Annotated in this window: 9 protein-coding genes; 5 read left to right on the top strand and 4 right to left on the bottom strand. The window is 68.5% G+C overall.

Features of this window, described 5'->3' with window-relative positions:
* The first annotated feature begins 278 nt into the window (after positions 1–278).
* Together ABZ827_RS13035 and ABZ827_RS13030 are read left to right on the top strand one after the other, a co-directional pair.
* Entirely contained in the window at positions 279–800 is a 522-nt protein-coding gene (locus tag ABZ827_RS13035; RefSeq protein WP_357236524.1) for a DinB family protein, read from the top strand.
* 111 nt (positions 801–911) lie between these two features.
* Entirely contained in the window at positions 912–1253 is a 342-nt protein-coding gene (locus ABZ827_RS13030) for a DUF1844 domain-containing protein (protein ID WP_357236523.1), read from the top strand.
* Between the two features lie 49 nt (positions 1254–1302).
* Here ABZ827_RS13030 and ABZ827_RS13025 read toward each other — a convergent pair whose 3' ends face one another.
* Both ABZ827_RS13025 and ABZ827_RS13020 read right to left on the bottom strand, forming a co-directional pair.
* Positions 1303–1770: a DUF1801 domain-containing protein gene (locus ABZ827_RS13025; protein WP_357236521.1), complete on the bottom strand. Its 468-nt coding sequence runs from the start codon at positions 1768–1770 to the stop codon at positions 1303–1305.
* A 100-nt stretch (positions 1771–1870) separates the two neighbouring features.
* On the bottom strand, positions 1871–2227 hold the full coding sequence (locus ABZ827_RS13020; RefSeq protein ID WP_357236519.1) for a VOC family protein: 357 nt from the start codon (positions 2225–2227) through the stop codon (positions 1871–1873).
* 225 nt (positions 2228–2452) lie between these two features.
* Between ABZ827_RS13020 and ABZ827_RS13015 the strand changes: the two genes are divergently transcribed.
* Positions 2453–5275 carry a LuxR C-terminal-related transcriptional regulator gene (locus ABZ827_RS13015; protein WP_357236517.1) on the top strand — a complete coding sequence of 941 codons (2823 nt, stop codon included), beginning with the start codon at positions 2453–2455 and terminating at the stop codon, positions 5273–5275.
* Positions 5276–5334: 59 nt separating this feature from the next.
* Here the strand turns inward: ABZ827_RS13015 and uvrA are convergent, their stop codons facing one another.
* Both uvrA and ABZ827_RS13005 read right to left on the bottom strand, forming a co-directional pair.
* The gene (gene uvrA / locus ABZ827_RS13010; RefSeq protein ID WP_357236515.1) at positions 5335–8385 is read right to left on the bottom strand and encodes an excinuclease ABC subunit UvrA; all 3051 of its coding nucleotides are present in this window, start codon (positions 8383–8385) and stop codon (positions 5335–5337) included.
* 413 nt (positions 8386–8798) lie between these two features.
* Positions 8799–9986 carry a beta-ketoacyl synthase N-terminal-like domain-containing protein gene (locus ABZ827_RS13005; protein ID WP_357236513.1) on the bottom strand — a complete coding sequence of 396 codons (1188 nt, stop codon included), beginning with the start codon at positions 9984–9986 and terminating at the stop codon, positions 8799–8801.
* A gap of 159 nt (positions 9987–10145) precedes the next feature.
* On the opposite strand from ABZ827_RS13005, the gene ABZ827_RS13000 reads away from it, so the two are divergent.
* Entirely contained in the window at positions 10146–11480 is a 1335-nt protein-coding gene (locus ABZ827_RS13000; RefSeq protein WP_357236511.1) for a diguanylate cyclase, read from the top strand.
* A gap of 128 nt (positions 11481–11608) precedes the next feature.
* Positions 11609–13960 carry an ATP-binding domain-containing protein gene (locus tag ABZ827_RS12995; RefSeq protein ID WP_357236508.1) on the top strand — a complete coding sequence of 784 codons (2352 nt, stop codon included), beginning with the start codon at positions 11609–11611 and terminating at the stop codon, positions 13958–13960.
* Positions 13961–13990: the final 30 nt, after the last annotated feature.

Here is a 13990-nt window from a genome sequence, read left to right as displayed (position 1 = left end):
AGACTCGATATCTGCGCCACAACCTCGTCATCCGAGATCGTGAACCCACCCTCCGGGCGGGCGACCGGACCGTTTGACCAGGCGATCACTCGCCGGCAACGGTGGGAGTCGGGCTCCACTTAATATGCCCCGGACAGGACCGGGGCGGTCGTCGCAGAAGAGTTTAACAGTTCCCGGCCGGATCAACGAATCGTGCTCCTCGCGGCAGGAATCGTGCTCCTCGCGGCAGTACGTAAACGAATTGCCCGCATCCGGCGCGCCTGCCAGGCTCGGCACCCGTGAGCAGCCGATCCCACCTCCTGCGCTGGCAATTCGACCTGGTCTGGTCGTTGTCCCAGCTACATTTCGAGGCCCTGACCGACGACGATACCCACTGGTCCCCCGCGGAGGTGATCTGGACCGTCCACCGGGGCGCCGACGGCCGGTGGCGACCGGATTTCGCCGAAACGGAACCCGATCCCGTCCCCGTGCCCACGATCGGCTGGCTGACCTGGCATATCGGCTGGTGGTGGAGTTCGGCCATCGCCCACGCGCAGGACCGGCCGATTCCCGATCGCACCGAGGTCCACTGGCCGGGCGATATCGCGGCGGCACTGGCCTGGTTGAACGATCTGCGCGAGCAATGGCTGACGGTGCTGGATCATTGTGACGACTCCGCACTGGAGCGATCCACGCACTACCCGTGGCCGGCCGAGGCAGATCTCACCGTCGCGCATCTGGCCGCGTGGGTCAACGCGGAACTGATGAAGAACGCCTCAGAGATCGGCCAGCTACGAATGTTGCGCGCCGCCGGAGCCTGATCACAGGCCTTCCGGCGCGACACAGGCGGATCCCGCGTTCAGTCGAGCCGCGCCCATCGACCAGCGGCACTCCCCCCGCAACCCCATCAGGCCGCGGCCTAGGCTGAGACCATGACCGAACAGCCCGATGCCGATGTGCGCGAACTGGCCGAAATCCCCGCCGTGGAGGTGATCAGCCGCGCCGCGGTGATGCTGATGAGTTCGGCCGCGGAGAAGCTCGGGCTCAGCGACGCCGACCCGGAGAACAGCCCACTCCGGGATATGGACGAGGCGCGGCGCATCATCACCGCGCTGGCGGGCCTGATCACCGCGTCGGTGGAGTACCTCGGACCGCACGCCGGGCCGCTCCGGGAGGGCCTGCAATCGCTGCAGAAGGCTTTCCGTGAGAGTTCCGCCGTGCCCGACGCCCCGGGAGCCGGGCCCGGCGAGAAGTACACCGGCCCCGTCTACTGACGGGGCCGGCGCCTGATCCCGGCACCGCAGCCGCACGGATCAACGTTGTTCAGGCTGCCGCTTTCTGCACCAGCTCACCTATCCGGGTTTCGTCGACGGCGGTCAGCGTGGTCAACGCGTAGGCGGTGGGCCACACCGTGCCCTCGTCGAGCAGCGCCGAATCGTTGAACCCGAGCGTGGCGTACCGCGCCTTGAATTTCGCCGCACTCTGGAAGAAGCAGACGACCTTGCCGTCGCGGGCGTAAGCGGGCATTCCGTACCAGAGCTTCGGGGTCAGACCCGGCGCACTGGCGGTGACGATCGCGTGGATCCGTTCGGCCAGTGCCCGGTCGCTCGCCGACATCTCGGCGATCTTGGCCAGCACATCGCGCTCACCGTCCGCTTTGCCGGCCCGCCCGCCGCGGCGGGCCTCGGTTTTCAACTCCTGGGCGTGCTCTTTCATCGCGGCGCGTTCTTCGGCGGAGAACTTCACCGGAGTCTTCGCCTCGGTGCGGGTCGCGGTCTTCTGGGTGGTCATAATGGTTCCTTCGTTCCGGTTCGGAGATATGGGTTTCGATGGCTGTCGGCGGATCGCGCAGGGGCCGTAGCGGGTCGGCGCGGGCGGTCAGAAGAGTTGTTCAGCGGTCCTGCATCAGCCCGAGCACATTGCCGTCGGGGTCGGTGACCGTGGCCACCGAGCGCCCCGCACCTACTTCGCGCACAGGTTCGCGCACGGTGGCGCCGGCGGCGCAGACCTCGGCCAGTTTCGCCTCGATATCGGACACCTGCCAGTACGCCACCGGCGCGGTCATCGGCTGCGGTCCGCCGCCCGGCACCAGCCCGATGTGCTGGCCCGCGATATCGAAGCCGACGTAGTAGGTCCCCTCGGTCTGCGGTGTGATGCCGAGCAGGGCGGTGTACACCCTTCCCGCCGCGGCGAGATCGGAGACGGGGTGCAGAACGGTGGTGATTCCGGTGGTGGATTGGGTAACCATGGTCGCTCCTGAGGTCATTTATCGAGTGGCTCGGCGGCGGATCCAGGCGTCGGAATCGCCTGCTTCGAGAGTTTTCCGCCGGTAGGCCGTCATCCGTCGACGATGAGAACAACGTTATTTCCGGCCGCGCGCCGGCACATCCGTGCCGACCACGGAATCGACCACTGAGTGCCCACGTACCCACGAGGGCGTAGCGGTACGGAGCCGGTACGCGACAATGACGATGTGTCGAAGCAGAAGGTCCCCGGCGGGATCTCGGACCGGGAGGCCGAGGTGCTCGCCCTGGTGGGCCAGCACCTCAGCAATGCCGAGATCGGCGCACGCCTGTACATCTCCGTGCGGACCGTGGAAACACATGTCTCCGCGCTGCTGCGTAAGAGCGGCGTGCCCGATCGGCGCGCGCTGGCGGGGCGCGCCGCCGAATTGACCCGCGCGGAGCAGGCGAACGAACCGATCGCCGTCCTGCCCGCGCCGCTGACGTCGTTCATCGGCCGGGACGAGGAGCTCGCCGCGCTGCGGACGGCCGTCACGGCGCATCGTCAGGTGACCGCTCTCGGACCGGGCGGGGTCGGCAAGACCCGGCTCGCGCTGGCCGTAGCAGCGGATATGGCGGCCGAATTCGCCGACGGCGCGTGGTTCGTCGACCTCGTACCGGTCGCCGATCCCGCGTTGATCGGCTCGGCGGTGGCCCGCGCACTGGGTCTCGGCGAACAGCACGGGCAGGGTCTCGATCATTCGGTGCTCACCGGGCTCGCCGACCGCCACGCCCTGCTGGTACTCGACAACTGCGAGCATCTGCGCGACGGCCTCGCGCCGTTCCTGGAACGCCTACTGGCCCACTGTCCCCGGGTGACCGTTCTGGTCACCAGCCGGGCCCGGTTGCTGGTTCCGTTCGAACATGTCTACGAGGTGCCGCCGATGGTGCTCGACGGTGATACGGGCCCGTCCGATGCGGTCGCACTGTTCCTGGATCGGGCCCGTGCCCTGGGCCGCTCGATCGAAGCGGACCGGCTGGACCGGGTCGACGAGATCTGCCGCCGCCTCGACGGGCTGGCCCTGGCCATCGAACTCGCGGCGGCCCGGCTGCCCACCCTCGGTCTCGATGGGTTGACCGCGAGCCTCGCCGACCCACTGCGACTACTCGTCGGTGGCCGCCGCGCCGACGAACGGCACCGGTCGGTCCGGGCCATGCTCGATTGGAGCCAGACCCTGCTGACCGACCCGGACCGCCTACTGCTGCGTCGCGTCGCGGTTTTCGCCGCCCCGTTCACCGCGGCCGATGCCACCGCGGTGGCCGGATATCAGCCGCTGGAGCAGAACGCGATCGCGGACGGCCTGGCCCGGCTCGCCGAGCAGAGTCTGCTGACCATCGGCACCGCCGCGGGCGGTACCCGCTACCGGGCGCTGGAGACCATCCGCCAATACGCGGTCGAACAACTCACCGCGACCGGGGAATCGGATACCGCGTACGCCCGCCATCTGGGTTGGTGCGGCGCGACGGCCACAGCGCTCGTCGCGGAACTCCCGTCCGGCACCGCTGGTTGGCGCAGCGGGTTCGACACGGCAATCGACGATCTCCGAGCGGCACTGGCATGGGCTGCCGAGCATTCCGCGTACCGGTCCGAAGCGCATGGGCTGGCGTTATCGGTGGCCCGGCTGACCTTCGCCCGGAATCTCACCGGTGAAGCGCAGCTCCGATACGAGCAGGCGGCAGCCCTGGCCGACGATCCGGCCACCGTGGCCGCCGCGTTGCGTCATGCCGCCGCTGTGGCCGGGTGCCGGACGCGGGGTACGGATATGTACCACCTGTACCGCAACGCCGCCGGCACCGCGCGCCGCGGCGGCGATACCGCCGCGGCCGCCCGCGACCTGGCCACCGCGGCGATCACCGTTTTCCGGATGTCCGATACCTTCGCGCAGACCCCGGCTCCCGGCGAGGCCGCCGATCTCCTGGCCGAAGCCCGTGCACTGGCCGGTGACGACCCGGGTGCGGCGGCGGCGGTGGCGCTGGCCGAGTGCGGAGTATTCGCCCACACCGGCGATTCGGCGGGGCGCGAACCCCAAGCGGGCCGGGCGACAGCGGTCGTCCTGGCGCAGCGAGCGGTCGAACTCGCCTACCGCACCGAGGATCGGCTGGCACGAAGCGCTGCCCTCGACGCCCTCGCCGCCGCTCAGTGCTGGATAGGAGACAACTTCGCAGCGGCCGATACCGCGCGCCGGCGCGTGCAACTGCTCACCGCGTCGCCGGATACCCCGGCAGCGGTGGTCGAACAGGTCGGCGCGCTCGCGGAGGCCGCCGAAATCTGTCTCGGGGTGGGCGACCTGCCCAGTGCCCGGCGGTACGCAGCGCAACTGCGCGACCTGCCGATACTGGCGGAGCGCGGCGATTTCGCGACATCGCGGCTGCTTGTGGCGGACGCGCTGGCGGGGCATCCCGGCGATGTCCTGGCGGGTAGCAGCCGGTTCACCGACGCCTGGGAACTCGCCGGCCGCCCGCACGCACCGCATCTCACCCCGGCGGCGGCCGCGGTCGCCCTGATACACGGTTTACGCGACGACGAAACGGCCCGGACGCGGTGGCTGGCGATCGCCGGAGAGCTCGGCACCGGCTCGCGGGACAAAACCGCCTACGGCGCGGTTTTCGCGGCGATCCTGCTGCTCCACCGGGGCCGTGCCGCCGACGCCGTCGCAGAACTGGCGACCGACCTCGGCGATATGGATGTCCGCGACATCTGGGTCTGGCGCCACTGGTATTACGCGTTGCGCGCCGAGGCGGCGGTCCTCTCCGGTGACCCCACCGCCGCCGAATATCTCGCCACCGCCACGACAGTGGTCACCGGTGACCCCACTGCCGAGGCGATCGTGGCCCGCGCCGCGGCGTTGCACGCCGGCGATACCGAGCGGCTCGTCGCCGCGGCGGACGCGTTCGCAACAGCGGGCTGCCTCTACCAGCGGGCCCGCACCCTCACGCTGGCGGGCGGCGATCGGGCCGGCGAAGGCGTACAGGCGCTCCGCGAGCTCGGTTTCGCCACGGCAGCTGCCTACTGATCGAACAACCCGTACGCGGCGGGCCGGCTGCCGGAGCAACCGGGAACCCGCCGCTGTCCTCAGCGCAGCGCCGCTGCCTTACGGGCCAGGCGTTTCGCCTTCTGCGCGTCCGGCGATTTCACTGCTTTATCGGACGATTCCGCCGCCGTTTTCGCGGTCTTCTTCGCTGCCGGCGCCTTCTTGGCCGCGGCCTTCCGCGCCGGTGCGGCGTCCGGTTTCACGGCACCGGTTTCGGTCGCCGGCCCCGTTGCCGCGGGCTGCGCCAGGATCTCCTTCAGGAACTCGCCCGTATAGCTGCCGGGAGTGGCGGCGATATCCTCGGGCGTCCCCTCACCGACCACCGTTCCGCCGCCGGAACCGCCCTCGGGGCCCATATCGATCACCCAGTCCGCGGTCTTGATCACGTCCAGGTTGTGTTCGATGACGATCACCGTATTGCCCTTGTCGACCAGGCCGTTGATCACCGCGAGGAGTTTGCGGATGTCCTCGAAATGCAGGCCCGTGGTGGGTTCGTCGAGGATGTAGACCGTGCGGCCGTTGGAGCGTTTCTGCAGTTCGGCGGATAGTTTCACACGTTGCGCCTCACCACCGGACAGAGTGGTCGCGCTCTGTCCCAGCCGCACATACCCCAGCCCGACGTCCACCAGTGTGGACAGGTAGCGATGGATCGAGGTCACCGGTTCGAAGAACTCGGCGGCCTCCTCGATGGGCATATCCAGGACCTCGGCGATCGTCTTGCCCTTGTAATGCACCTCCAGCGTTTCCCGGTTGTACCGGGCGCCCTGGCAGACCTCACACGGGACGTAGACATCCGGCAGGAAGTTCATCTCGATCTTGAGGGTGCCGTCGCCGGAGCACGCCTCACACCGGCCGCCCTTCACATTGAAGGAGAACCGCCCGGGCTGATATCCGCGGACCTTCGCCTCGGTGGTGGCCGCGAACAGACTCCGGATCTTGTCGAACACCCCGGTGTAGGTGGCCGGGTTGGAACGCGGCGTGCGGCCGATCGGCGACTGGTCCACCCGCACCAGTTTGTCCAGCTGGTCGAGTCCGTTGACCCGGGTATGCCGGCCGGGGACCTGGCGCGCGCCGTTGAGTTTGTTGGCCATAACAGTGGCCAGGATGTCGTTGACCAGCGTGGATTTACCGGAACCGGAAACACCGGTGACGGCGGTGAGTACCCCCAGCGGGAAGGCGACATCGATCCCGCGCAGGTTGTTCTCGGTCGCCCCGACGACGGTGACGCGCCGCTTCTTGTTCACCGGGCGCCGCATCAGCGGGAGTTCGATCCGCTCCCGGCCGGAGAGGTAGGCGCCGGTCAGCGAGTTCTTGTCGGCGAGCAGCTCCGAATACGGTCCGCTGTGCACGACCTGACCGCCGTGCTCACCGGCGAACGGGCCGATATCGACGACCCAGTCCGAGGCCCGGATGGTGTCCTCGTCGTGTTCCACCACGATCAGGGTGTTGCCCAGATTCTTGAGCCGCGTCAGCGTTTCGATGAGCCGCCGGTTATCCCGCTGGTGCAGGCCGATCGACGGTTCGTCCAGCACGTACAACACGCCGACCAGCCCGGAGCCGATCTGGGTGGCGAGCCGGATACGCTGCGCCTCGCCACCGGACAGCGTCGCCGCCGCCCGGGACAGGGTCAGATAGTCGAGTCCGACATCGAGCAGGAAACCCAGCCGGGCCTGGACCTCTTTGAGTACCTGGCCGGCGATCGCCGCCTGTCGCTCCCCCAGCGTCAGCGCGTTGAGGAACTGGGCGCAGTCACGGATGGACAGCTCGCTGACCTCGGCGATGGATTTACGTTCCGCACCCGAGGCGAGCGTGACCGCCAGGATTTCCGGCCGCAGCCGTGCCCCGTTGCACACCGGGCACGGCACATCGCGCATATAGCCCTCGTAATGCTCCTTCATCTGCTCGGAATCGGTGTTGTCCAGCCGCCGCTGCAGGAACGGCATAACGCCCTCGAAATCGGCGTAATAGGAGCGTTTGCGGCCGTACCGGTTGGTGTAGACGATATGCACCTGATCCGAACTGCCCTCGAGCACCGCTTTACGTGCCCGGGGCGGCAGCTCCCGCCACGGGGTGTCCAGATCGAAACCCTGGGCGGCGGCCAGGCCGGACAACAGGCGCACGAAATACTCGGCGCTCTGCCCCCGCGACCACGGCGCGATCGCGCCCTCGGCCAGGCTCAGTTCCGGGTCCGGGACCACGAGTTCCGGGTCGACCTCTTTGCGGATTCCGAGACCGGTGCAATCGGGGCAGGCGCCGTAGGGCGAGTTGAACGAGAACGATCGGGGTTCCAGATCCTCGATATCGAGAGGATGGCCGTTGGGGCAGGCCAGCTTCTCGGAGAAGCGGCGCTCCCGGTCGTGCGCGTGTTCGTCGCGGTCGACGAAATCGAGCACGACGATCCCGTCAGCGAGGCGCAGGGCGGTCTCGATGGAATCGGTGAGGCGCTGTTTGGCTGTCGGTTTGACGGCGAGGCGGTCCACCACCACCTCGACATCGTGTTTCTCCTGCTTCTTCAGCTTCGGCGGATCGGTGAGCGGATACACCACCCCGTCCACCCGGACGCGGGCGTAGCCCTGTGAGTTCAACTGGTCGAAGAGATCGACGAACTCACCCTTACGGGTACGCACGACCGGCGCCAGCACCTGGAACCGGACCCCGGTTTCCATGGCCAGGACCTGGTCGACGATCTGCTGCGGGGTCTGTTTGGCGATGAGTTCCGAGCACACCGGGCAGTGCGGGACACCGGCGCGGGCGTAGAGCAGGCGCAGATAGTCGTGGACCTCGGTGATGGTGCCGACGGTGGACCGCGGGTTGCGGTTGGTGGATTTCTGGTCGATCGACACCGCGGGTGAGAGCCCCTCGATGAAATCCACATCGGGTTTGTCCATCTGCCCGAGGAACTGCCGGGCGTAGGCGGACAGCGATTCCACGTACCGGCGTTGTCCCTCGGCGAAGATCGTGTCGAAGGCCAGGCTGGACTTCCCCGACCCCGACAGGCCGGTGAAGACGATCAGACTGTCACGGGGCAGATCGAGGTCGATCCCTTTGAGGTTGTGCTCCCGCGCGCCGCGGACAGTCAGGCGTTCCGCCACCAGGTCGGTCCCTTCTCGTATCGTTCGTCGCTACGCCGGAGGCGCACCGTACATTCATCGCGCCGGAGGCGCGCCGTGAATACAGTTCGATGGTGCCGCCGCGACCGTCCCACTCGGTGTGGGCCACAGCGCGGAGGACGGCCGCACCCGCCCGGCCGGCCAGGCCGGCTCGGGCCGCGGATGCGCCCGCGGTGATGCTAGGACGAGCCACCGACAAGTTTCGCCGGACAGCCGGTACGGGCGGATACGGTGCGCGTCCACGGGCTGCGCCACACTTGTCGTCACGGTATCCCCGGGAAACCGGCAGGCCGGCGGTTCGAGCGGGCCGGACAGGCTCACCACCCCAGCGTAGGCCAACGCGAGCCGTCTCCGAGGCGTGTCACCGATCACCACCGGGGGCGGTACGCCTGCCGTCAGGCGGCCTCGGCCGATCCCGGACCCAGCACCACCATCGAATTGTTGCCGCCCATACCCAGCGATAATTTGGCGGTGAACCCCGGCTCGGCGGCTGTCGCGCCGTCTAGCAGCCGCGGATGCGCAGCCGCGACGGCCGGCGGCGCGGGGATCACGCCGCGTTCGTAGCCGAGGGCCGCCGCGGCCAGCTCCACCGCACCCGAAGCGGCCTGACAGTGCCCGGCCAGCGGCTTGATCGAGTACACCGCCGGCCGGTCGTCGAAAACCCGGGTCAGTACATCGCGCTCGGCGCGGTCACATTGGGCGGTGCCGGTGCCGTGCGCGTTGAGGTAGCGGATCTCCGCGGCGTCCACACCGGCATCGGTCAGCGCCAGCCGCACACACTCCACGATCCGGTCGTGGCTCGGCTCCACCGAAACCACATGATGGGCTTCGTTGTTCATCGCACCACCCAGCACCGACGCGTACGCCGAGCTCCGCCCCCGGGTGAGTACGAACGCGACAGCCGCCTCTCCCACGCTGAAACCACGACTGCCCTCCTGGAAAGGGCGGCACCCGTCCAGCGATTCGGTATCCACCACCGCCGCCCCGAGCGCGCAGAACTGGCGGACCAGATCGGGCGTCGCCGACAGATCGGAGGCCACGCACACGACATCGTCCACCAGCCCGGCGCCGAACCACAGCCGCGCCTGCAGCATCGCCACATTCGCCGAACTGCAGGCCGCCGAAACCCCGGCGACCGGCCCGGTGAAACCGAATTCCTGGTTGACCATCGAGACCGGGGTGGACGGCAGCAGGCGCAGGAAATCGCGGCCGCCGAACCCGGCGCCGCCGGGTCCGGAGAAAGCCCGCCAGTGTCGCACATCACCGAGCACCGCCGCGTGCACCAGCCCGACCCGCGGCCCCGGCGACCACCCCCGGGACCGCGCGTCCGTGACGGCCTCGTCGACCGCCGCGAGCATCGCGCGTCCGTACCGCGTACCACCCGCCGCGGTATCTCCACCGTCGGGAACCAGCGCGACCCAGCCCCCTGTTGCCGGATCCGGGCCGTACCCGGGCTCGAACCGCGCCGCCGACACGCCGCTGAGCAGGCCTTCCCAGAGCGTCTCCCGTCCCCAGCCGTACCCGGTGACGGCACCGATCCCGGTAATCGACATAAGATCGGTGCTGAGTCCGGTACCCGCCATGACTTACCCCTCCCCCGGTTTCCGATCACTCGGCACCGCTGGGAACACGTTGTGGCGTGATCACTGGAGAATTCACGTCCACGGTATCGATTCTATGCGTGTGGATACCGCAGTTATGTCGTGTTTGAATGTCCGGGTCAGCCGACGATGGGGGTTGGTATGGAGCGCAGGGCCTCCGCAGCCGAGCAACTCGCGCATCGGTACCGGTCCCTGGTCGAGCACTCCCCGGACGGAATCTGTGTTCACGAACGCGGCATCGTGGTCTATGCCAACCCCGCCGCCCTGCGGATCATGGGTGCCAAGAACCTCGCCGAGGTCCTCGGCCAGGACATCGCCCGCTTCGTCCACCCCGATTCGCGCAAACCCATGTTCGAGCGGATCGCGGCGCTCACCGCGACCGGCGTCGCCACCGACCCCACCGAGATGACCCTGCTCGCGCTGGACGGCCGTGAAGTCCCGGTGGAAACGGTCTCGGTGCTCACCGCCTGGCACGATCGCCTGGCCTATCAGGTGGTCATCCACGACCTTTCCGCCCAGCGCCGCGCCGAACGCGCCCAGTTCCGCGCCGAGCAGCACTTCACCACCGTGGTGGCGCAACTCGAGGAGGGGGTGGCCGTGATCTACCAGGACGGCACCATCGGCTCGGCCAACCCCGCGGCCCGCCGTATCCTCGGGATCGCTGAGCAGATACCGGTGGTCGGACGCAGAATTTCCGAGCTGCCACTGGAGTGGCTGGATGTCAACGGCGCGCCGATGTCCCCCGCCCGGCATCCGGTCGCACGAACCCTCGCCACCGGCGAGACGGTCACCGCTTTCGTATTCGCGGTGGGCCGCCCGGACGGCCAGCGCCGCTGGCTGGCCGTGTCGAGCCGCCTGCTGAACCCGGACGAACTGGGTGTCGCGGTGGTGTGCTCGTTCACCGATATCACCGAATACCTGGCCGGGCGCCGCCAGCTCGAGTACCAGGCCACCCACGATCCGCTGACCGGCCTGGCCAACCGGTCGCTGATTCTGTCGCAGCTGTCGGGCGCGCTCGCCGCCAGTAGTGCGCACCGCCGGGTGTCCACCGTGATGTTCATCGACCTCGACGGCTTCAAATCGATCAACGACACGATGGGCCACGCGATCGGCGATACCGTGCTGCGAATCGTCGCCCACCGGTTGCAGCGTGCGCTGCGCGCCGAGGATCTGGTCGGCCGCCTCGGCGGCGACGAATTCCTCGTGCTCCTGGCCGGCCGGCCGGGCGACCAGGAAATCGAACCGCTGGTACGGCGCCTGCGAGCGGCCATGGCGGAACCGATCGTCGCGCGCGGCCATCGGATAGCGGTCAATGCTTCCGTCGGGGTCACCACACTCGAGCCCGGTGATACCCGCACCCCCGAAGCGGTGCTGCACGATGCCGATATCGCCATGTACGAGGCCAAGCCCCCGGGGCAGCGGGATATGGCGCGCGGCGGCCGCGGCCTGCGCGGCGACAATACCAACGTCTCCTGAACGACAACCCCTCCGACCTGCGGAAACATCATGTGATCGGGAGCCGCAGTAGACTCGACAACTCTGTGCACGCCACAGCGACGTGTTTCGCCGAGCTTGTCCCGCCGTGGGTGAGAAGGAGCCAGAACTTGCCCGACAATCGCACCCAGGAACGCCCCACCACCCTGGACGCCGCAGAGTTGCCGCCGGACGCGGCGACGCGAGATATCGAACAGGAGCAGGCGTACCTGTCGGTGCTGTACGACCGTCTGGACGGTATGCGCGCCTACGCCGACCAGAGACTGCGCACGGTGCTCCTGGAAACCGGGGGCACACCGCAGGCCCGTACCGAGCGGGAGTCGTTCACCCACCTCTATACCGAGGATCTGGCCAAATACGATGCCGCCGAACACGGTCTGTGCTTCGGCCGTATCGATATCACCGACGGCGAGGAAGGTCCGGAGCAGCGCTATATCGGCCGCCTCGGCATCCTGGACGAGGACAACGACTACGAGCCGTTGCTCCTGGACTGGCGGGCCCCGCTGGCCCGGCCGTTCTATCTGGCCACGACCGCCGCACCGGACGGGGTGGCGATGCGACGGCATATCCGCTCTCGCAACCGCCGGGTCACCGCGGTCAACGACGAGTTCCTCGACCTCGAAGCGGCCCGCCGGGCCGGGGCCACCTCGTCCGACGGCGGTGTCGGCAGCGAGAGCGCGCTACTGGCGGCCCTGAACGCCGCGCGCACCGGACATATGTCCGACATCGTGGAGACCATCCAGAGCGAACAGGACGCGATCATCCGCGCGGAGCACAGAAGCGTGCTGGTCGTACAGGGCGGGCCGGGTACCGGCAAGACCGCGGTGGCCCTGCACCGCGCCGCGTTCCTGCTCTACACCTACCGCCAGCAGCTGGCCAAGAGCGGTGTGCTGATCATCGGGCCCAACGCCACCTTCCTGGACTACATCGGTCAGGTGCTGCCCTCCCTCGGTGAAACAGGTGTACTGCTGTCCACCATCGGCAATCTGTATCCGGGCGTGAAGGCCACTCTGGAAGATTCCCTGCGCGCGGCGGAACTCAAGGGTTCCCTGCAGGTTCTCGATATTCTGAAGAACGCCGTCCGCGACCGGCAGGAGGTTCCGCGCGAACCCATCACGCTGAGTTTCGACGGTTATCCGGTCACACTCGACCGCAAGATCGTCACCCGGGCCCGCGGGCGTGCCCGTTCCTCCCGGCGCCCACACAACCTGGCGCGGCCGATCTTCGTATCGATGGTGATCGAGGCGCTCACCGACCAGTTGGCGGAAACCATGGGCGCCGACCCCCTGGGTGGTGGCCGTAACCTGCTCAGCTCGGCCGATCTCAGCGAGATCAGCGACGAACTGCGCGCCGACCCCAAGATCACCCGGGTCCTCGCCGACCTGTGGCCGCTGCTCACACCGCAGCAGGTCCTGGGTGATCTCCTCGCCGACGCCGGCCGTCTCGATCGCGCCGCCGGGAAAATCCTCGACGCCACCGACCGTGCCGAGCTCCTGCGCACGGGATCCGGCGAGTTCAGCGCGGCCGACGCCCCGCTTCTCGACGAACTGGCCGAACTCCTGGGCACCGACGACGCCGAGGAACGCGAACACGCCCGCCGCCGCTGGCGGGCCCAGCTCGCCGAAGCACAAGACGCCCTGGACATCCTCACCGGTTCCGCTCCACAGGATCTCGAGGACGAGCTCGACCCGGAGATCCTGATGGCCTACGACCTCATCGACGCGAGCCAGCTCGCCGAACGACAGCAGGTACGCAACCGGCAGACCACCGCCGAACGTGCGGCGGGCGACCGGACCTGGACCTACGGTCATGTGATCGTCGACGAGGCGCAGGAACTCTCGGAAATGGACTGGCGCATGGTGATGCGCCGGATCCCGAACCGCTGGGTCACGGTGGTCGGCGATATCGCGCAGACCGGCGCCCCGGCGGGCGCGAACTCGTGGTCGCAGATGCTGGAACCGTATGTGGCGAAGCGGTGGAAGCGCACCGAACTGACCGTGAACTACCGCACTCCGGCCGAGATCATGGCGGTCGCTGCGGATGTCCTCGCCACCGTCGATCCCACCGCACAGGTGCCGCGGTCGGTGCGGGAAACAGGCCGGGTACCGCGGGCTCACCGAGTGCCGGCCGCGCAGATCGGCGCGACGGTGGCCGGGCTGCTCGCCGAGGATCAGGGCCCCGGGACCGCGGCGGTGCTGGCCCCGGCCGAAGATCTCGCCGATCTGGCCCATCTGGAAACCGAGTCCGTGCGGGTGCTCACGGTGACCGAAGCCAAAGGCCTGGAATTCGATTCGGTGTATCTGGTCGAGCCGAGTGCGGTGATCGCCGATTCACCGCGCGGCCGCAACGATCTGTACGTCGCGCTGACCCGCGCGACCCAGCGGCTCGCCGTGGTGCACAGCACCGATCTCCCGCCCGAACTGCACCGTCTCGCGGCCGACCACGATCAACCCGCCCGGTGACACGGACGCCGCGCCCGGAAACAGGTTCCG

It is taken from the genome of Nocardia sp. NPDC019395, from assembly GCF_040632335.1.
Taxonomy (GTDB): Bacteria; Actinomycetota; Actinomycetes; order Mycobacteriales; family Mycobacteriaceae; genus Nocardia.
The sequence above is the reverse complement of the archived record's forward strand: the minus strand, read 5'-3'. Positions and strand labels throughout refer to the sequence as shown.